Here is a 20,024-nt window from a genome sequence, read left to right as displayed (position 1 = left end):
GGACGTGGGCGGTTACCACGAACCAAGGCCACGGCGCCGTTGCCGGCGCGCGCCGACGGCGCCCCTTGGCTTGATTACGACGAGGCGGTGGTGGCTCCGGCCGCCTCGTCGATGGCCGCCATCACCTCCGCGCGCCGGGGCTGCCCGGACGCCCTGCCGACGACCCGGCCGGCCCGGTCGAGCACCAGCACGGTCGGCGTCCGCAGGATCCCCAGCCGCTTGACCAGCTCGAGCCGGTCCTCCGCGTCGATCTCGACATGTGTCGCACCCGGCACCGTCCCGGAGATCTCCGTCAGCAAACGCCGCGTCGCCCGGCAAGGCCCGCAGAAGGCGGTGGAGAACTGAACCAGGGTCGCCCGGTCCCCCAGCTCGGTCCCGAGTTCCACCGCCGACAGGCGCACCGCGCCATCCCGGGGCCGCGCCCGAAACCTCCCGCCGCGCATCGCACGCGCCACTCCGACGACGCTCGCCAGAATGAGCACCGCCACACACACCACCAAGCCGGTCATGCCACCAGTCTGCATCCACGCGGCCCCTTCGGGGACAACCGCCACCATCGCCGCCTGGCCGCTTTTCCCCTACCATGACCGCCATGGACTCCCCCCGTTCACCGCGGTTGACCAGCCGCCGTGTGGTCGACCTGTGCCGGGCCACGGCATCCCGCTGTCGCTGACACCCGCACCGGTCATCGCCGTTCCCGCCCTTCCGGAGTCCTCCCCATGCAGATCGATCCGCGCGGCCCCCGGTTCGCCGCCGCGCTCACCACACTCGTCCTGTCCGCGGTACTGATCACCGGCAGCGGCGCCCTCCTCGCCGCGCAGACCGCGGTCTTCGCGCTCGGTGCGTTCGGCGGCCCGCGGTACTCCCCGTACGGCCGGCTGTACCGAGTCGCCGTCCGGCCCAGACTCCCTCCGCCCGGTGAGCTGGAGGACGCCCGGCCGCCCCGCTTCGCCCAGGGCGTCGGCGCCGTCTTCGGCCTCCTCGGCACTGTCGGCTACCTCACCGGCGCGCACTGGCTGGGCCTGGCCGCGACCGCTCTGGCCCTCGCGGCGGCCTTCCTCAACGCGGCCTTCGGCTACTGCCTCGGTTGCGAGATGTACCTGCTCGTGCGCCGCGTCCGAAGCGCCTGATCACACGCCTGCGGGAGCTCTCCGGGCGTTGCGGGCCGCGGTTCGTACGGGAATCCCGCGGGTCGCGACGGGTGGGCGCCGCTGTGGGGGCAGGTACTGACCGCTACCCGGTGGTCCGCCGCGAATGGCTTGCCCGAGATCAGTTCGGACTCGCGTCCGTCCGGCCCCACCGGAACGTCGCCGATCAAACTGACGAAACCGGGGGACACGAACAGCGCCCGTTCACCGGTCTCCGGGTGGACACGCACCACGGGATGGTGGGCGACCAGCAGGTTGCCGTTGACCCGGGGGGATGTGGCCGGTGGCCTGCCGCATGGCGTCGTCGGTGATGGTGCCGGACACCCGGCCGTCGACGAGGACCCAGGCGATGTCGGTGTCCGGGGCGAGCCGGGCGGTGGCCTCGTCGACGGGTTCGCCGATGCCCACGGCCGGGGGCGAGGGGAGGAGATGGTCGCGGAGCGGGGCGGCGGACGCCGAGGGATCCCTGGCCACCAGGGCGCGGAGCGCATCGGGCCGGGCGGCGCCGATGACCTCGGACACATCGGTCGTCGCGTTGCCGCCGGAGCGGGGGAGACGCACCGGGACGAGCGCTCCGGCGGCGGGGAGCGCTTCGGCGGCGCTGAGCGCGTCGGCCACCGTGGCCGTGGACGGAAGGGCGGTGAGGGGGGCCGGGCGGTCGCCCAGGACGTCGGCGACCGTCGGTGTCCCCGAGACGTCCTCCAGGAAGCCGAAGCGCCGCAGCCAGCCGTCGTCGAAGTACTTCGACAGATATCCCCGGCCCGAGTCCGGGAGCAGGACCACCACCAGGTCGTCCGGGGTGAGGGCGGCGGCCACCCGCAGCGCCGCGGCCACCGCCGTGCCCGCCGAGCCGCCCGCGAGGATGCCCTCCTCGCGGGCCAGCCTGCGCACCATCGTGATCGATTCACGGTCTCCGATCCGCTCGAACCGGTCCACCACCGACGGGTCGTACGACTCCGGGTACTCGTCCTCGGCGGTCTGCGGGTGGAGGTAGTGGCCGATGCTCTCCACGTAGTACGGACTTCCGTCGCCGCCCGAGTACGTGGACGTCAGCGGATCGGCGCCGATCACCCGGACCAGGCCGCCGCTGGCCTCCTTGAGGAAGCCGCCGGTCCCGGTGACCGTTCCGCCCGTGCCGACGCCGACGACGAAGTGGGTGACCCGGCCGCCGGTCTCGGCCCAGATCTCCGGGCCGGTCGTGGTCCGGTGGGCCTCCGGATTGGCCGGGTTGTCGTACTGGTTGGCGTACCAGGCGCCAGGTGTCCGCGCCGCCAGGCGCGCGGCGACGTTGCGAACGTGCTCCGGATGCTCACGCGGGAGCGCCCCCGTGGTGACGACCACCTCGGCGCCGTATGCCCTGAGCGTCTTGATCTTCTCGGGGCTCGTACGGTCCGGGACCACGACGATCGATCCGTAGCCCCGCTGAGCGGCGATCATGGCCAATGCCATCCCGGTGTTGCCGGAGGTCCCCTCGACGATGACGCCGCCGGGCGCCAGTGCCCCGGACTTCTCCGCCGCCAGGACCATGCCCAGCGCCGCCCGGTCCTTGACGCTGCCGGCGGGGTTGAAGAACTCCACCTTGGCGTAGACGGGGGCGGGCACCCCGGAGGCGATCCTCGTGAGTCTGACCAGCGGGGTGTTGCCGACAGCGTCGAGCAGGGATTCGTGAAGAGTCATGGCTCCGCCTGGCTGAGGCCCGGTGCGGGCCGTGGTGATCGGTCAGTTGACAGTCTGGTCCGTTTCATCATCTCCCGCGGCGGCACAGGCGTGGCGACACGCGGCCGTGGCGAGCCGCGTCCGCGGCGGCACGGCCGGTCCGCGGGGGAAGCGTCGCACTGCCGGACAGCGGAGTGCCGCCCGCCGGGTGGGACCCGGCGGGCGGCGGGTGTGATCAGCGTAGGTCCGGTGCGCCGATCAGGGTGTCACTGCACGATCTTGAGCAGCTTGTTGGGCGAGCCCGAACCGATACCGGAGAGCGCCCCCGAGGTGGCCCCGTTCACCAGCGCGCTTCCCACCTCGGACGGGGACGCGGCGGTGTGGCCCGAGAGGTAGATCGCCGCGGCGCCCGAGACGTGCGGGGCGGCGAAGGAGGTCCCGGAGCCCGTGTAGGTGGCGGTGTCGGAGGTGTTCCAGCCGGCCGTGATGTTCGAGCCCGGGGCGAAGAGGTCCACGGACGCGCCGTAGTTGGAGTAGCCCGCCCGCGCGTCGGTGTTGGTGGTGGCGCCGACGGTGAGGGCGGTCGGCACCCGCGCGGGGGAGTAGTTCGCGGCGTTGGCGTTGGAATTGCCGGCCGCGATGGAGTAGGTCACCCCGGACGCGATCGACTTGGTCACCGCGTTGTCGAGGGAGGTACTGGCGCCGCCGCCCAGCGAGACATTGGCGACGGACGGGCCGGAGTGGTGGGCGGTGATCCAGTCCACGCCCGCGATGACACCGGCCGTGGTGCCGGACCCGTCGTTGCCGAGCACCCGGACCGCCACGATCTTCGCCTTCTTGGCCACGCCGTAGGTGGTGCCGGCGACGGTCGTGGCGACGTGCGTGCCGTGGCCGTAGCCGTCCTGTGCCGTGGTGTCGCCGTCCACGAAGTCGTAGCCGTACGACGCCCGGCCACTGATCTGCGCGTGGGTGATCCGCACACCGGTGTCGAGGACGTAGACGGTCACCCCGCTGCCGGCACTGTCGGGGTAGGTGTACGTGCCGCTCAGGGGCAGGCTGGACTGGTCGACCCGGTCCAGGCCCCAGGGCGCGTCGGTCTGGGTCGCGTCGGCGTGGACCTTCTGGTCCTGCTCGACGGAGGCGACGGCCGGATCGGCGGCGAGTCTCCTGGCCTCGGTGGGCCCGAGCTTCGCCGCATAGCCGTTCAGCGCGGTGGTGAAGGTCCGCTTCACCTCGCCGCCGTATCCGGATATGAGGTCCTTGCCGCGGGTGGAGGAGGCCTTGAAGCCGGCCGTCTTCTTCAGGGTGACGATGTAGCTGCCCGGGACCGCTTCCGCGGCTCCGGTGTTCAGGACCGTGGCTTCGGCCGGGGCGGCGTGGGCGGGGAGCACCGTGGCTGCTCCGATGGCCGCCGCGGTGACGATTCCCGCGGCGATCCGCCGCTTGGTGGTACGCATCACTGCCATCGCGAGGGAGTCCTCCTCGGTCGGTGGCGCGCTGTGGTGCGTGCGCGCTCTGCGGGTTGTGGGCCTTGCGCGGTTCGCGGGGAGCGCATGGTCACGCTTCCGGCTTGTCGAGGATTCGCCGGGCCGGGTGCGGGCGGCAAGGGCTGACAGCAACACGACACGCACACGTAGCGGGGCGTCATGTGCCGTCGCGGGCGGCCAAACTCCCGCAATCACCCGTACACACCGCCTCGTGGTGTCAAGACCCCGTGCGCGGTCCCATCGGTATCCGCTATGCGGCCATGGGCCTTTCTGATGTGCCCTTCTTCCCGGGCCGTGGCGGATCTAGCGTCTCAGCTGGACACGGTCCATACCGGACCCGTTCACACGAGCGCCGGACGTGGTTCGGCAGCCGTCCCGTCCCCGGCGGGGAAGGAGCCTCACTGTGCCTGTCGTCGATCTGGTCGCCGATCTCGGAGAGAGTTTCGGGTCCTACACCATGGGCAACGACGCCGAACTGCTGAAACTGCTGACCTCCGCGAACGTGGCATGCGGTTTCCACGCGGGGGATCCGCGGGTGATGGACGCGACCGTACGCGCCTGCGTGGAGCGCGGGGTCGGCGTCGGCGCCCATCCGAGCTTCCCCGACCTGGTGGGTTTCGGGCGCCGGGCGATGGACCTGAGCCCGAACGAGGTGCGCACGGACGTCCTGTACCAGCTCGGTGCGCTGTCCGCGTTCACCCGCGCACACGGCACCCGCGTCAACCACCTGGCACCGCACGGGCGCCTCGGCAACCTCGTGGTGACCCGGCGGGACTATGCCGAGGCCGTCGCCGACGCGGTCGAGGCGTTCGACCCGTCCCTGGCCATCCTGATGCAGGAGGGCGAGATGGCGGCCGTGGCGCGCGAACGCGGCCTGCGGATGGCCATGGTGGGCATCGCCGACCGGGCGTATGAGGACGATGGCACGCTGGTGTCGCGGTCGGAGCCCGATGCCGTACTCCACGACCCGGACGAGGTCACCCACCGGACCGTCCGGATGGTGACCGAGGGGCTGATCACCAGCCGGAACGGGGTGGACCTACCCGTCCGGACCGACTGCGTACAGTTGCACGGCGACGGCCCCGCGGCACTGGAGCTCGCCTCGCGCATCCGTGACGAACTGCGGGCCGCCGGAGTCCGGCTGGCGCCGCTGGACGAGGTGCTGGGTGTCCGGGCGGCGTGACGGGCACCGGGATGGCAACCAAGATCGAGGTCTCGCCCTGCGGCGACGCCGCGCTGCGTGTCACCGTGCTCGGCACCGACACCGACGACGTGTGGAAGGCGGTGCACCGGCTCGCGGGATGGCTGAACCGCGGCGCGGTTCACCCCACGGTGTCCGCCGTCCCGACGTACGACGCGGTGCTCGTGGAGTTCGACCCCTACCACACGACGGCTGAGGCGATCACGTCGCACATCGACATCTGGGACACCCTGCCGGAGCGGGACGAGCCGGTCCGCTCCGGTGTCATCGACGTACCGGTGCTGTTCGGCGGCGATGCCGGCCCCGACCTGACGTGGGTGGCCGGCGTCATCGGTGAGCCGGTGGCGAGGGTCATCGAACTCGTCTGCGCGAAGGAGCATCTCATCCGGTGTCTGGGCGGTCCCGCCGCGTCGGCCATGACGGACGGACCGGACTTCTCGGTGCCCGTTCCCCGGCTGGCCACTCCCCGGCTGCGCGTGCCGCCGGGCGCGATCTCCGTGGCGGGCCGCCAGCTGGTCATCGGCCCCGTCGCCGCGCCCAGCGGCTGGCGGCAGATCGGCCGTACCCCGCTGGACATCCTGAGGACCGACGCCGAGGCCGTCGTGCCGTACCGGCCCGGCGACAGGGTGCGGTTCCTCCCGGTCGACCAGGCCGGCTACGACGGCCTTCTCGGCACCCCGATGCGTCACCGCCACGATGACTGACCGGCCCGAGCTGTACGTCGAGTCCGCGACGGCGGGCGTGGTCACCGATCTCGGCCGCACCCGCGGCCCCTCGCGCGGACTGGCGGTCAACGGCGCGCTCGACCAGTTCGCGGCGCGTGCCGCGAACGCCCTGGTCGGCAACGCGCCCACGGACCCGCTCATCGAGATCACCGGTTTCGGCATCACCCTCCGCCCCAGCCACGACGTTCTGATGGCGGTCACCGGAGCGCCGTCCGAACCCGCAGTCGACGGCCGGCCGCATCCCGCGTGGACACCGTTGTCGGTGCGGGCGGGGGAGACGGTGCGGGTCGGCATCTCCGACGCGGGTCTGCGTGCCTACGTCGCCGTCCACGGATCGTTCGACGTGCCCCGGCTGATGGGGAGTTGTGCGCCGGACTCGATGATCGAGTTCGGCACCTCCGTCACCTCCGGCACATCCCTCTCCCTTTTCCGCTCCCATCCGCCACTGGTGAACCGGCGCTTCGGGGCCACCGTCTTCGACTTCGGGATCCCCCGGGACATCGGCCGGGTGCCCGGAGTGCTGGACGTCATCGACGGGCCCGACGCCGCGGAGTTCGGCGCCGGGCTCCAGCGGCTGTTCGACTCCCGGTACACGGTCACTCCGCGCATCAACCACGTCGGGCTTCGCGTGGCCGGATACGTACCGCGGCGATCGGACCCCGGTGAGGTGCTGTCGCGCGGTGTGCCGGTCGGGGCCATCGAGGCCCCGACCGGCGACGAACTGCTCGTCCTGATGCGCGGCCGTGGGATCACCGCGGGATACCCGGTGCTCGCGGTGCTCACCTCGCGGGCCCAGGATGTCGCGGCGCAGCTCAGGCCCGGCCAGGAGATCCGCTTCCGCCGGACGACCGCGGCCGCCGCCACCGCCGCCTACCTGGAGCGACGGCGGCTCCTGGACCGGATCGCGCTCCGCGCGCGAACCGCTTTCGCGGCACTTTCCTGACACTTCACATCCGCTTCCCACACACCTTCTTACCGCACCGCCTTACCGCACCGCCGGAGGAGAACGAGGATGACTTTGTTCGAAACGCTACCGATGCCCGTGCTGGCCGAGCGGATGTCGCGGGTCAAGGAATCACCGAGTTCCCGGGTCGCGGACCGGGTGCGCGCCTTTCAGGAGGCGGGTCGCGAGGTCCTTCCGCTCACGATCGGCGAGCCCGATTTCGATACGCCGGACCATGTGAAGGACGCGGCGATCGCGGCAATTCACGCGGGTGAGACGAAATACACCTCGGCGAACGGTACGCCCGCCCTGCGCACGGCGATCATCTCTCGGCTGCGACGGAAGACCGGGCAGTCCTACGGCACCGAGGAGATATGCCTGGGCGGCGGCGCCAAGCAGCTGATCTTCCTGGTGTTCATGGCCACCCTCGACGAGGGCGACGAGGTGATCGTGCCGGCACCGTACTGGGTGTCCTATCCGGACATGGTCACGGTGAACGGCGGGCGGCCCGTGATCGTCGGCACCACGGCGGCGGAGGGGTACAAGCTCACCCCGGGCAGGCTGCGCGAGGCCATCACCGACCGGACGAAATGGGTCGTACTGAACACGCCGAACAACCCGACCGGCGCGGTGTACGGCGAGGAGGAACTGCGCGGCCTCGCGGACGTCCTCCGCGCCCATCCGCATGTCTCGGTGCTGTGCGACGAGATCTACGACGAGATCAACTTCGGCGCCCGGCCGGTGCCCAGCGCGGTGACCGTCGCTCCCGACCTGCGGGAGCGCGTCTTCCTGGTCAACGGAGTGTCCAAGGCGTACGCCATGACCGGCTGGCGCATCGGCTACGGTGCCGGGGCGGCGTCCCTGTGCGGGGCGATCGGCACGCTCCAGTCACAGAGTTCGTCCTGCCCGTCGTCGGTCAGCCAGGCGGCCGCGGCCGCCGCGCTCGACGGCGGCCGGGAGTTCATCGACCGCACGGTGCGGATCTACACCGAACGCCGGGACCTGCTGGTGGCCGGACTCGGCGAGATCGACGGGTTGCGCCCGACGGTCCCTCAGGGCGGCTTCTACGTATGGACCGACGCCTCCGCGCTCATGGGGGCCGTGACGCCGTCGGGGGTGACGCTCACGTCCGACGCCGATCTCGCGGAACACTTCCTGGAGACCTCCGGGGTGGTGGTGATCACGGGTGACTCCTACGGCTTCCCCGGTCATTTCCGGGCCGGCTTCGCATTGTCCTCCGACACCATTCGAGAGGCCGTCGCCGGACTCGCCCATTCGGTATCCCTGCTGCGCCGCTGAAGAAAACGCACCGGTGCCGGCCTTCCGGTGACGACGGCGTCACCCTTGAGAAAGGTAGTCCTCGTGAACAAGGTTTCCCAAGCCCCGCCGCGTGTGCGGAGAGTCTCCCCGGACAACACACCGAAAGCGACGAAAGCATCGATCATCGGTGGCCTCGTCGGCGTCTTCATCGAACTCTACGACAACGCGGTCTACGGCTTCGTGGCCGGGACTCTCGCGGTCGTGTTCTTCCCCAGCGACGCCCCCACCACGAGTGTCCTGCTGACATTCCTCGCCTTCGCCATTCCCTTCTTCTTCCGCCCACTGGGCGCCGCGGTGGCCGGGAGCTGGGGCGACCGGATAGGCCGCAAGCGGGTACTGCTGGTGCTCATCACCATGATGAGCCTGTCCACCGCTCTGGTCGGCTTCCTGCCGAGCTACGCCGTGGCGGGCGTCTGGGCACCGATCGCCCTGGTGCTGCTGCGTTTCATCCAGGGCTTCGCGATGGGCGGCGAGCCCGGCAACGGCAACTCGTTCCTCGCCGAACACGCCGGGGAGGGGCGCCGGGGGCGAGTGGTCAGCTACGCCAACGCCGCCACGTTCATCGCGATGCTGCTCGGCACCCTGTTCGCCGCCCTGCTGACCGCCGTGCTCAGCTCCTCGTCCATGGAGGCGTGGGGCTGGCGGCTGCCGTTCCTCCTCGCCCTGCCACTCGGCGTGGTGGGCCTGATCATCCGGCGCATGGCCGACGAGTCGCCGGAGTTCGCCGAAGCCGAGGAGGAGGGCCGGGTGACCGGCAGTCCGCTCCGGGAAGCCCTCGCCTCCCGCGAGACCCGCCGCGCGATGGGGACGACGATCGTCCTGCCGCTGCTCAACAGCTCCGGTTACTTCATCCTCTTCATCTACATGCCGTCGTTCATGAAGGACGAGATGCACTTCTCGGCCCTGGAAGGCCTGCTCGTCACGGCCATCATGCTGGCCGTCGGCACGTTCGCCGTGCTCTACGCCGGACGGCTGTCCGACCGGGTGGGCCGCAAGCGGATGCTCAGCACCTCGGCGTTCACCATGGTCGTCATCGGCTTCCCGTGTTACTGGCTGCTGACGCGGGGGTCCTTCGCCACGGCGACGGTCGGCGCGGTGCTCATGTCCCTGTGCTTCGCCGGCACCAACGGCGTGATGCAGGTGACGCTCGCCGAGCTCTTCCCCACCCGCATCCGCACGGTGGCGTACGGCGTCGGCTACAACCTCGGCACCGCGATCTTCGGCGGCGCCGCCCCGCTGCTCGTCGCGGGCCTCATCGCCGCGACCGGCAGCACCTGGATCCCGGCGATCTACCTCGTCCTCACCTCCGCCGTCGCCGGGGTCGCCGCGCTGCGCATCCGCGAGACGGCCTTCGAACCACTCAAGCGCTGACCCTCACCCGCACATCCGAAAGGACGGTGGTCCCGTGACGACAGCAGCCACGCGCCAGGCCGGAACCGGGTTGGACCGGCTCCGCGAACAGCTGGACAAGGCAGGCTTCGCGGCCCTGGTGCTGACCTCGCCCGGAGGGCGCCGGTATGCGCTGGGACGGGCGCCCGGCCTCGCCGACGGGACCGCCGTCCTGCTCACCACCGAGGGCACGGTGACGAGCGCGGCCGGTGACCTTCCCACCGCGATCATGGCCGTGCTGCGCGCCGGCGGCGTGGCGGGCGGCGTGGCGGGCGGCGTGGTCGGCGCGGACGCCGATCTGCCGTGGGAGGTGTTCGGACAGGTCAGCGAGGCGGGAGTACGGCTGCGACCCGCCGCCGACCTGGTCTTCACCGAACTGGCGAGCGGTGAGCCCGGTGAGCTGCCCGCGGTCGCCGCGGCCGCCGACCTCGCCGCCGTCGGCTATACGGCGGTCATGGACCATCTGCATGTCGGCATGGACGTACGGGAGCTGTCGGGCAACGTCGACCGCTCGATCCGCCGCGCCGGCGGCCTGCTGGGGTGGTACGACCCGTACGACCCGTACGACCCGTGCGACCCGTACGGCACGACCGGCCGGGCGGCCGGCTCGGACCTGGTGACCGTCCGCGGCCACGACCCCGGCACCGCCCGGCTGACGGCCGGGACACCGGTCCGATTCGTCCTGCACCCGCTGCTGGAAGGGGTCGCCGGATATGCCGCCGCGACCGCCGTACTCGGCGAGCCCGACGGCCCGCTGCGCGCCGCGGGCGCCGCGTGTGCCGCCGCGACGGCCTCGCTGCTGGCGGCGCTGCGGCCGGGCGCTCCGCTCCGCGACGGCCGCGAGGCGTTCTACCGGGAGGCATTCGGCCGCGAGGCGGGTGAGCACGCCGCGGCCTGCCGGATCGTGGCGCTGCGCGGCGGCGGGGCGTCGCCGCCACTCCCGCGTGACAGCGCGGTGACCGCCGAGCCCGGCATGGTGCTCGGCGTACGGACCGAGGTCACGGTGCCGGGCCGTGGCGCGATCGAGCTGGCGGAGACCGTCGTGCTGACCGACTCGGGCGCGGAGCCTCAGGCGCGCACGCCGCTGCGGCTCGTCGAACTCCACTGACCCGGCGACCGGCCACCACCGCATGAGGAGAACGTTCATGGACACATCCCTGCCGCCGGGAGCGGGCCGGGTGCCCACGGCCGACGCAGGCGGCCGCACCATGCCGCTGCTCGGCTTCGGCACCCATCCGATGCGCGGCGACCAGGCCACCGAGGCGGTGCTGACCGCCTTCTCGGTCGGCTACCGACTCGTCGACACCGCCACGCGCTACCGCAACGAGGCCGCCGTCGGAACGGCCCTCGCGACGACGAGCCTGCCCCGGTCCGAGCTGTTCGTGACCACCAAGATGCCGCCCGACCAGGTCGGCAGGGAACGGCTGACACTGGAGGAGAGCCTGGCCGCGCTGGGCTGCGACTACCTCGACCTGTGGCTGATCCACTGGCCGCCGGGCGGCTACCCGGGCGTCACCAGCTGGCGCGAGTTCATCCGCGCCCGCGACGAGGGCCTCGTACGGGCCATCGGCGTGAGCAACTACTCGGTCGAGCTCATCGACGCGCTGCACGAGTCGACGGGGGAGTACCCGGCCGTCAACCAGGTGCGGTGGGGGCCCGGGAGCCACGACCCGGACTTCGCCGAGGCGATGCGCCGACGCGGCGTGGTGCTCAGCGCACACAGCCCGCTGCGCGGCACCGATCTGGACCACCCGGTACTCGCCGAGGTCGCACGGCGGCACGGCCGTTCGGCACGTGATGTCGTCCTGGCGTGGAATCTGCACCACAAGGTGGCGGTGACCGTGAAATCCGCGCATCGCGACCGGATGGAGCGGAACCTGTCGGCCGTCGACATCACGCTGACACCGGAGGATATCGGCGCGATCAACGGCCTTTCGGGCGTCGCCGCGGCATAACGCCGGGGAATCATCGGAAATCGCGATGCCGCCATGCGGCTTTCCGCTCCGACCGCTCCGGGCGGCCTGGCGGAACTACGCTCCGACAGCGGCCATCGAATGCGGAGAGAGGCCATTGTGGTTTATCAGGTCCTGGTCACACGCGGTTATGCCGAGCCGGACGGGAGTACCGTTTTCGGCGATATCGAGCTCTCTCGGCTGACCGACGCCGGGCTTGCGTGGCGAGTGCTGGACGACGAGGTCGAGGAGGTCCGGGCCGACCAGCTCGAAGGGGCCGACGCGGTCCTCGTGCTGGGACCCGAGCGGGTCTCGGCCGCGTCGATACCGGCGTCGGGACGGCTGCGGCACGTGGCGCGGTTCGGCGCCGGCTTCGACGCCGTGGACACCGATGCCTGCGCCCGGCGCGGGGTGCTGGTGACCAACACCCCCGAGGCGGTCCGGCGCCCGGTGGCCGACTCCGTGATCGCGCTGCTGTACGCCCTCTCGCACAACCTGGTCGTCAAGGACCGGCTGGTGCGCGAGGGGCGGTGGGCGGAGCGACAGGAGTGGCGGGGCTCGGGGCTGACCGGCGCGACGGTGGGCATCGTCGGGCTGGGCGGCATCGGCCTGGAGACCGCGCGCAGGGTGCGTGCGCAGGGGCTGCGGGTGCTGGGGTACAACCGGAGCGACCGCGGCCGGGAGGCGGCCGAGCTCGGTGTTGAACTCCGTTCCCTGGAAGGGGTGTTGGAGGAGAGCGACTATGTGGTGGTCACCGTCGCCGCGAACTCCGGTACGCGGCATCTGATCGGCGAGCGGGAACTCTCGCTGATGCGGCCGACCGCCCGGCTGATCAACGTAGCGCGCGGTGTGGTGGTCGACGAGGAGGCGCTGGCCGCGCGGCTGTCGGACGGACGGCTGGCCGGAGCGGGCCTGGACGTGTTCACCGAGGAGCCGCTGAAGTCGGACAGTCCGTTGATCGCGCTGGACAACGTCGTCCTCGCCCCGCACTCCCTCTGCTGGACGGATCAGTACACCGCCGCCGTCTCGGCGAGCGTCATGGCGTCACTGATCGCGGTGAGCCGTGGCGAGCGGCCCGCCGAGACGGTGAACGGCCCTTTCCCGCAAGGCACTTGGGGCCGCGGCGACGAACACGACGACGAGAGGGACAGGACATGACGGACGACGACCCTGGACGCCGCGGCACGGCGGTCATCACCGGAGCGGCCTCGGAGCGCGGCATCGGCCGCGCGCTGGCGGAACGGCTGGCCGCCGAGGGCTGGGGCCTCGCCCTGCTCGACATCGACGCGGAGGTCGAGAAGGTGGCCGCCGAGCTGGGCGCCGAGCACGGCGTCGCGGCGGCCGGAGTGGCCGCGGACATCGCCGAACCCGCCTCCGTGGACGCCGCCGTCGCCACCTTCGAGGCGGAACTGCCGCCCATCACCGCCCTGGCCAACATCGCGGGCGTCAGCTCACCGGTGTCCTTCCTCGACGTGGACCTGGCCACCTGGGAACGCGTCCTGCGGATCAACGCCACCGGCACCTTCGTCGTCAGCAAGCGCGTCGTGCCCGGCATGGTCGAGCGCGGCTACGGCCGGGTGGTGACCCTCGGGTCGACGGCGATGCAGAACGGCGGCGGTACGTACAGCAAGTCCACGTACGCCGCGTCCAAGGGCGCGATGGAGGCGTTCAGCCGCGCGCTCGCGCTGGAAGTGGCCTCGTACGGGGTGACGGTCAACGTGGTCGCACCGGCCACGATCGACACCGACATCATGGGCGGCCGCATCACCGACGACCGCAAGCCCGCGTTCCTGGCGCAACTGCCGGTCGGACGGCTCGGCACCACACGTGATGTCGCCGCGCTGATCGAATTCCTCATCGGCGAAGAGGCCGGGTACATCACCGGCGCGACGTACAACATCAACGGAGGTCTTCGCATTGGATAGGTCCCCCGGGGCCTCCGGGTCCCCCGCGCACACCGAGCGGCCCTCCCTGGCCGTGCCGTCCTCCCCGCTCCCCGTGCCGCACACGCCCGAGGACTGGCCGATCGCCGCCGCCATGCTCCAGTTCCCGCCGCACGCGGCGGACGGCACTCCGGTGGAGAAGCTGGACCCCCACGAGTGGCGCCGCCTGCTCCAGCCCGTGGTCGACGAGGGGTTCAGCCACCTGGAACTGTCCACCGCCTGGCTGCCCCTGGGCGACCTCGACCGGGCCCGGCTGACGGCGCTGGGCGACGTCCTGGACGACGCCGGGCTCACGGTGCCCGGCGTGGGCGTGGTCCGGCGGAGCGTCATCCATCCCGAGCGGGGCGAGCGCAACCTCACCTTCTCGCACCGGACCATCGACGCGGCCGCCACCCTCGGCGCGGACATCGTGTGCCTCGGACTCCACGACACCCTGACCCCGGAGCAGCGGCGCGCGCTGTGGTTCTGGACGGTGCCGGGGGACCGGGCACCGGCCGACCCCGCGGTGCGCGACCTCGCCGTACGCCGCTTCCGCGAACTCGGCGACCACGCCGCCGACGTCGGCGTGGAACTCTCCCTGGAGCTGTACGAGGACACGTACCTGGGCAGCGCCGACGAGGCGATCCGCTTCCTCGACGCCATCGGCCACGAGACGGTGGGGCTCAATCCCGACCTGGGCAACCTCATCCGGCAGCAGCGTCCGGTCGACACCTGGGAGTACCTGGTCTCGGCCACCGCGCCACGCACCAACTACTGGCACATCAAGAACTATCTGCGCCTGGAGGACCCCGCCACCGGCACCGTCCTCACCCACCCCACATCCCTCGAACTCGGCATCGTGAACTACCGCGCCGCCGTCCGCTACGCCATCGCCCACGGGTTCCGCGGCGCGTTCGTGGTCGAGCACTACGGCGGGGACGGTCTGAGCGTGGGCGCCACCAACGCCGCGTACCTGCGACGCATCCTCCCCACCACCGGCTGACCCCACGACAGGAGAACCGTGACACTTCCGCCTCCGCCCGCCGCCGAATTCCCCCGTGAACGCACCGCCATCGTCACCGGAGCCGCCTCGGAGCGAGGCATCGGCCGGGCGACCGCCGCCTGGCTCGCCGCCGAAGGCTGGTCGGTCGCCGTGTTCGACCTGGACGAGGAGGCATGCCACGACCTCGCCACCCGTCTCCAGGACGAACACGGCGTGCCCTGCCTGGGCATCGGCGTGGACATCCGCGACCGGGACGCGGTCCGGACGGCCGTGGACCGGGTGAACGGTGTGCTGCCGCAGCTCGTCGGCCTCGTCAACAACGCCGGAGTGAGTTCGCCCGTGCCGTTCCTGGAGGTCACGGAGGCCGAATGGCAGCGGGTGGTCGACGTCAATCTGAACGGCACCTTCCATGTCACCCAGGCCGCGGCGCAGCTCATGGCCGAGCGGCGGCTCGGCCGCATCGTGAACATCTCCTCCGCCTCGGCCGAGCGCGGCGGCGGTGTGTACGGGCGGGCCGCGTACTCGGCCTCGAAGGCCGCGCTGCTGGGCTTCGCCCGCACCCTCGCCCGGGAGCTCGGACCGTACGGCATCACCGCCAACTCCGTGGCTCCCGGCTCCATCGACACCGACATCATGGGCGGCCCGCTGTCCGACGAGCGCAAGGCGGTGCTGCTCCAGGAGCTGCCCGTGGGGCGGATCGGCACCGTACGCGATGTGGCGGGCGTCATCGCCTTCCTGCTGAGCGAGCACGCCGGATATCTCACGGGCGTCACCTACGACGTCAACGGTGGGTCGCACATCGCATGACACACGACGAGGAGACCACCGTGGACGACGTTCCGTTCACCGCCGACCTGACCGGCAAGACGGCCGTGGTCACCGGAGCCAGCACCGGCATCGGATACGCGATAGCCGACCTCTACCTGCGCAACGGCGCGACCGTGGTGGGGATCCACCGCCGAGAGGCCACCGAGCACTCCGGGAAGTACATACCGGTGGCCGCCGACCTCGGCGACCCCGCACGGGTGTCCGCCGTCGCGGCCGAGGTGTTGCGGGAGCACCGGGTCGACATCCTGGTCAACAACGCGGGGCTCAACATCCGCCACCCCGTGGAGGACTTCCCCGTAGCGGACTGGGACCGGGTGCAGCAGCTCAACGTACGGACGGTCGTGGAGCTGACCCAGCTGTTCGGCCGTCCGATGCTCGAACGCGGCGCGGGAGTGATCGTCAACCTGGCGTCGATGCTCTCCTTCACCGGCGGGTTCACGGCCTCCGCGTACGCCGCGTCCAAGGGGGCCGTGGCGCAGTTCACGAAGTCGGTGGCGAACGAGTGGGCCGCGAAGGGCGTCCGCGTCAACGCCATCGCACCCGGGTTCATCGACACCGAGATGAACACCGCGCTCGTCGCCGACGAGACCCGCAACCGCCAGATCCTCGAACGCATCCCCGCCGGAAGGTGGGGCACCGCGCAGGACGTCGCGGGAGCCGCGCTCTTCCTTGCCTCCGACGCCGCCCGATTCATCCACGGGACGGTGCTCCCCGTCGACGGCGGCTACCTCGGCCGCTGAACCCTCATCAACGAAAGGAGTCGACCGACGTGAAAGCCGTCGTCGTCCACGGACCCGGGGACCTGCGCGTGGACGCCCTGCCCGACCTCCAAGTAGCGCCGGACCGGGTCGCGGTGCGCATCGTGTACGGAGGCATCTGCGGATCGGACCTGCACTACGCCGCGGACGGCCGCAACGGGCCGTACACCGTCACCGAACCACTGGTGCTCGGCCACGAGGTGGTCGGCGTCGTCGCACAGGCCGGCCCCGACGTTCCGGACGCACCCGCCGTCGGCACCGGCGTCGCGATCCACCCCGCGACGCCCTGCGCGCCGCCCGGTGCCACCACCGCCACCGGTCTGCACCTGCGCCCCGGCGGAACGTACCTCGGCAGCGCCTCGACCCGGCCGCACACCCAGGGCGGCTTCGTCGAACTGCTGGAGGTGCTGCCCGGACAGTTGCGGCCACTGCCCGACGCACTCCCGCTGCGCCGGGCCGTGCTCGCCGAACCGCTGGCCGTCGCCCTGCACGGGGTGGCGCGGCTGGGTGCGCGGGTACGGGGTGCGCGGGTGCTGGTCAGCGGCGCGGGCCCGATCGGCGCGCTCGCCATCGCCGGACTCCGGCACGCCGGTGCCGCCGAGATCGTCGCCGCCGACCTCCAGGACTTCCCGCTCACGGTCGCGGCCGCGGTCGGGGCGGCGGGGACCGTGAACCTCTCCGCCGGAGGCTCCGTCCCGGAGTCCTCCTTCGATGTCGTGGTGGAGGCGGCGGGCGCCGTGTCCTCGCTCGCCACCGCGCTGACCGCGGTGCGCCCCGGCGGCGCCGTGCTCCAGCTCGGCATGCTGCCGCGTGAACCGGTCCCGGTCGCCATGTCGACGGTCATCGCCAAGGAACTGGTGCTGTACGGCTCGCAGCGCTTCGACACCGAACTCGACACCGCGATCGCCACACTCACCGGGGACCCTTCGCTCGACGCGGTGCTCAGTCACACGTTCCCCATCGACGCCGCCACCGAGGCCTTCGCCCGCGCCGCGGACTCCTCGCGGTCGTCGAAGACGGTGCTGTGCGTATCCGCGGACCCCGAGTCCTGAAACAAGTCCTGAAACGAGAGGAAGCCTTTCATGATCCATGTGCGCACCAGTTTCGACCGCCCGTCCGCGGACGTGGTGGCCGCGCTCGGCCGGTTCTCCGCCGCGACCATCCATGAGGCGCAGGGGCGCAAGGGCGCGCTGGCGCACCGGCTGAAGCCCGTCGACCCCGGCATGTCCTTCTGCGGCCCGGCCTTCACCGCCGAGGCCCAGGCGGGCGACAACATCATGGTCCAGGTCGCGATCTCATATGCCCGGCCCGGTGATGTCGTGATCGTCGCGGCCTCGGAGTTCGAGCAGGCCGGCTCCTTCGGCGATGTCCTCGCCACCGCGTGCCAGAGCAAGGGACTCGCCGCGTTCGTCACCGACTCCGGCGTGCGCGACAGCGCGGACCTGCGAGAGCTGGGCTTCCCCGTTTTCTCCGGCTCGGTCTGCATCGAGGGGACGGTCAAGGAAACCCTCGGCACGGTGAACCGGCCGATCCCCATCGGCGGGCAGATCGTCCGGCCCGGCGACATCCTGCGCGGTGACGCCGACGGCATCGTGGTGGTCGACCCGCGGGAGGCCGAGGAGGTCGTCCGGCTCTGCCAGGAACGAGAGGACCATGAGGCGGACATCCGTGAGCAGCACCGCCGTGGCGACAGGACCCTCATCGAGGTGCACGGACTCGCCGAGAAGCTGAAGGCCAAGGGTCTGGTCGTGGAGGAGTGAAGGGACCCACGGTCGCAATGGTCGGCCTGGGCCCGATGGGCGCGCCGGTCGCCGGACACCTCGCATGCGCGGGCTTCCCGCTCCAGGTGTGGAACCGGACCCGCGAGAGGGCGGAGGCGTTCGGCGACCGGGCCGTCGCGCATCCCGGGGAGCTCCGCGCGGAGATCGTGCTGTCCGCGCTGCCGGACGTCGATCAGTTCGACGACATCGCCCCGGACCCCGTCATCCGCGAATGGGCGGGCCACGGCACCACACACGTGGTCGTGCTCAGCACCACCTCCCGGGAGAAGGCCGGCCGGCTCGCGGAACGGCTCGGTGGTTTCGGTATCGCCGTGGTCGACGCGCCGATGAGCGGTGGCGACGCCGGGGCTCGCGCGGGCACCCTGAGCCTGATGGTCGGCGCGACCCCGACGGCGTACCGCCACGTGGAGCCGGTGCTGCGGTCGTTCGCCGGGACCGTGGAACACATGGGCCCGCCCGGCGCGGGAACGGTGGCGAAGCTGTGCAACCAGGTGATCGTGGCGGCGACGCTGGTGTCCGTCGCCGAAGCCCTCGACCTGGCCCGGCGGGCCGGGCTCCATGGCGAGCAGCTGGTACGTGTCCTCCAGGGCGGCCTGGCCGCCGGCGCCGTGCTCGACGCCAAGGCCACGAAGATCCTCCAGCGGGATTACGGCCTCGGCGGAAGCGCCGCCAACCAGGTCAAGGACCTCCGGTACGCGGCCGGACTCGCCGACGAACTGGGCGCCCGACTGCCGCAGACGCGACACACCGGTGCCCTGTTCGAGGAACTGCTCGACCGAGGGCTCGGCGGCGCGGACCACGCGGCCGTCTACGAGGTCATCTCGGGAGCGACGCGCGCACCTGTTCCGCCGGACGGTTGCGGAGGGTAGGTTCACCTGCGTGTTTACCGCTTTACCGCGTCGGCTGCGGCCGGCGCGGTACGGGTCGTCGACCGGCGAGGAGGAGTGCGATGGACACCCGCAGGCTCGCCTACTTCGTCCGGGTCGTGGACATCGGCAACATCACCAGGGCCGCGGACTCGTTGCACATCACGCAGTCCGCGCTCAGCCAGCACATCTCGGCGCTGGAGAACGACGTCAAGACCCGCCTGCTCGAACGCACCGGCCGCGGCGTGGAGGTCACCAGGCCCGGACGCTCCCTCTACCGCTACGCACAGGGCATCCTCCGCCTCGAACAGGCCGCACGCATCGACCTGCACGCGGGCAACGACACCCCGGCCGGACTGGTCACGATCGGCCTGGCCTCGTACAGCATGGCGCCGGGCCTGGCCGTGCCGCTGCTGCGCATGGTGCGCGAGCGGTACCCGAACATCCACCTCCAGCTGATCCAGAACCTGACGGTGGTCATGAGCCAGGCCGTGCTGCTCGGCCAAGTGGACATGGCGCTCATCTACGACCCCGGCTATGTGAAGGGCCTGGTGGTCCAGCAGGTCCAGGAAGCGGACTTCCACCTGATCACCAGCGCGAAGACCCCGCCGCTCGCGACCCGCGGTGACGCCGTCACCCTCAAGGAGGCGAGCCGGCTGGGCTTCATCCTGCCGAACGAACTGCACACCGTCCGGCGCATCACCGAGGCCGCCTTCCACACCGCGGGACTGCACTGCTCCGTCGTCGCGGAGGTCGAGACGGGCATGGTGCTGCGGGACGCGGTGGTGAGCGGCCTCGGCGCCACGGTGCTGCCGCTCACGGCCGCCAGGACCCACTTCGCCCCCGACGAGATACGCGCCTACCGCTTCGCCGACGGCCGGTTGCGCACCGCGATGTCCCTGTGCACCCCCGAGGTGCAGCCCCTCTCGGAGGCCGCCGCGTTGGTGGCGGACCTGCTGCGCACGCTCATCCGGGACCAGCCCGGCACCGCCGGACGGCGCGAGCCGGGCGTCGCGGCGAACGCCGTTCATCCATGAGTGAGCCC

General features: G+C 71.6%; 20 protein-coding genes. 17 read left to right on the top strand and 3 right to left on the bottom strand.

The features are described 5' to 3' along the window. Positions 1–74: 74 nt before the first annotated feature. A complete protein-coding gene (locus JK364_RS02075) occupies positions 75–509 on the bottom strand; it encodes a thioredoxin family protein (RefSeq protein ID WP_201846867.1) in 435 nt (144 codons plus the stop codon). A 210-nt stretch (positions 510–719) separates the two neighbouring features. On the opposite strand from JK364_RS02075, the gene JK364_RS02070 reads away from it, so the two are divergent. Then, positions 720–1,130, top strand: a complete 411-nt coding sequence (locus JK364_RS02070) for a DUF4395 domain-containing protein (protein ID WP_201846865.1) — start codon at positions 720–722, stop codon at positions 1,128–1,130. 222 nt (positions 1,131–1,352) lie between these two features. Here the strand turns inward: JK364_RS02070 and JK364_RS02065 are convergent, their stop codons facing one another. Both JK364_RS02065 and JK364_RS02060 read right to left on the bottom strand, forming a co-directional pair. Then, complete coding sequence (locus JK364_RS02065; RefSeq protein ID WP_201846864.1) at positions 1,353–2,825, bottom strand: PLP-dependent cysteine synthase family protein; 1,473 nt, start codon at positions 2,823–2,825, stop codon at positions 1,353–1,355. Positions 2,826–3,070: 245 nt separating this feature from the next. Further along, positions 3,071–4,270: a S8 family peptidase gene (locus JK364_RS02060; RefSeq protein ID WP_201846863.1), complete on the bottom strand. Its 1,200-nt coding sequence runs from the start codon at positions 4,268–4,270 to the stop codon at positions 3,071–3,073. A 424-nt stretch (positions 4,271–4,694) separates the two neighbouring features. On the opposite strand from JK364_RS02060, the gene JK364_RS02055 reads away from it, so the two are divergent. The 16 genes from JK364_RS02055 (at position 4,695) to JK364_RS01980 (ending at position 20,016) form a co-directional block, all read left to right on the top strand. Beyond that, on the top strand, positions 4,695–5,474 hold the full coding sequence (locus tag JK364_RS02055) for a LamB/YcsF family protein (RefSeq protein ID WP_201846861.1): 780 nt from the start codon (positions 4,695–4,697) through the stop codon (positions 5,472–5,474). Between the two features lie 11 nt (positions 5,475–5,485). Next, positions 5,486–6,196, top strand: coding sequence for a 5-oxoprolinase subunit B family protein (locus JK364_RS02050; RefSeq protein ID WP_201846859.1), 711 nt, complete (start codon positions 5,486–5,488; stop codon positions 6,194–6,196). Then, positions 6,189–7,160, top strand: coding sequence for a 5-oxoprolinase subunit C family protein (locus tag JK364_RS02045; RefSeq protein WP_201846857.1), 972 nt, complete (start codon positions 6,189–6,191; stop codon positions 7,158–7,160). The genes JK364_RS02050 and JK364_RS02045 overlap by 8 nt, the downstream gene beginning before the upstream one ends. Before the next feature lie 69 nt (positions 7,161–7,229). Further along, complete coding sequence (locus JK364_RS02040) at positions 7,230–8,459, top strand: aminotransferase class I/II-fold pyridoxal phosphate-dependent enzyme (protein ID WP_201846854.1); 1,230 nt, start codon at positions 7,230–7,232, stop codon at positions 8,457–8,459. 63 nt (positions 8,460–8,522) lie between these two features. Beyond that, positions 8,523–9,851 (top strand): MFS transporter, encoded by a 1,329-nt coding sequence (locus JK364_RS02035; RefSeq protein WP_201846852.1) that lies wholly within the window; start codon positions 8,523–8,525, stop codon positions 9,849–9,851. Between the two features lie 34 nt (positions 9,852–9,885). Continuing rightward, complete coding sequence (locus JK364_RS54970; protein ID WP_201846850.1) at positions 9,886–10,977, top strand: M24 family metallopeptidase; 1,092 nt, start codon at positions 9,886–9,888, stop codon at positions 10,975–10,977. A gap of 37 nt (positions 10,978–11,014) precedes the next feature. Continuing rightward, positions 11,015–11,824, top strand: coding sequence for an aldo/keto reductase (locus JK364_RS02025; protein ID WP_201846848.1), 810 nt, complete (start codon positions 11,015–11,017; stop codon positions 11,822–11,824). A 117-nt stretch (positions 11,825–11,941) separates the two neighbouring features. After that, positions 11,942–12,979 (top strand): NAD(P)-dependent oxidoreductase, encoded by a 1,038-nt coding sequence (locus JK364_RS02020; protein ID WP_201846846.1) that lies wholly within the window; start codon positions 11,942–11,944, stop codon positions 12,977–12,979. After that, positions 12,976–13,746, top strand: a complete 771-nt coding sequence (locus tag JK364_RS02015) for an SDR family NAD(P)-dependent oxidoreductase (RefSeq protein WP_201846844.1) — start codon at positions 12,976–12,978, stop codon at positions 13,744–13,746. Before JK364_RS02020 ends, JK364_RS02015 begins: the two co-directional genes overlap by 4 nt. Further along, on the top strand, positions 13,739–14,746 hold the full coding sequence (locus JK364_RS02010; protein ID WP_201846842.1) for a sugar phosphate isomerase/epimerase family protein: 1,008 nt from the start codon (positions 13,739–13,741) through the stop codon (positions 14,744–14,746). The genes JK364_RS02015 and JK364_RS02010 overlap by 8 nt, the downstream gene beginning before the upstream one ends. An 18-nt stretch (positions 14,747–14,764) precedes the next feature. Next, positions 14,765–15,553, top strand: a complete 789-nt coding sequence (locus JK364_RS02005) for an SDR family NAD(P)-dependent oxidoreductase (protein ID WP_201846840.1) — start codon at positions 14,765–14,767, stop codon at positions 15,551–15,553. Then, positions 15,550–16,314 carry an SDR family NAD(P)-dependent oxidoreductase gene (locus tag JK364_RS02000; protein ID WP_201846838.1) on the top strand — a complete coding sequence of 255 codons (765 nt, stop codon included), beginning with the start codon at positions 15,550–15,552 and terminating at the stop codon, positions 16,312–16,314. The genes JK364_RS02005 and JK364_RS02000 overlap by 4 nt, the downstream gene beginning before the upstream one ends. Positions 16,315–16,343: 29 nt before the next feature. Beyond that, positions 16,344–17,384, top strand: coding sequence for a zinc-binding dehydrogenase (locus JK364_RS01995; RefSeq protein ID WP_201846836.1), 1,041 nt, complete (start codon positions 16,344–16,346; stop codon positions 17,382–17,384). Positions 17,385–17,414: 30 nt separating this feature from the next. Further along, positions 17,415–18,092 carry a 4-carboxy-4-hydroxy-2-oxoadipate aldolase/oxaloacetate decarboxylase gene (locus JK364_RS01990; RefSeq protein ID WP_201846834.1) on the top strand — a complete coding sequence of 226 codons (678 nt, stop codon included), beginning with the start codon at positions 17,415–17,417 and terminating at the stop codon, positions 18,090–18,092. Next, positions 18,089–18,982, top strand: a complete 894-nt coding sequence (locus JK364_RS01985) for an NAD(P)-dependent oxidoreductase (RefSeq protein WP_201846832.1) — start codon at positions 18,089–18,091, stop codon at positions 18,980–18,982. The genes JK364_RS01990 and JK364_RS01985 overlap by 4 nt, the downstream gene beginning before the upstream one ends. 80 nt (positions 18,983–19,062) lie before the next feature. Then, on the top strand, positions 19,063–20,016 hold the full coding sequence (locus tag JK364_RS01980; RefSeq protein WP_201846830.1) for a LysR substrate-binding domain-containing protein: 954 nt from the start codon (positions 19,063–19,065) through the stop codon (positions 20,014–20,016). The last annotated feature ends 8 nt before the right edge of the window (positions 20,017–20,024 follow it).

This window comes from Streptomyces endocoffeicus (genome assembly GCF_016741935.1).
Lineage (GTDB): Bacteria > Actinomycetota > Actinomycetes > Streptomycetales > Streptomycetaceae > Streptomyces > Streptomyces endocoffeicus.
This window is presented reverse-complemented; position numbering and strand designations above follow the sequence as displayed.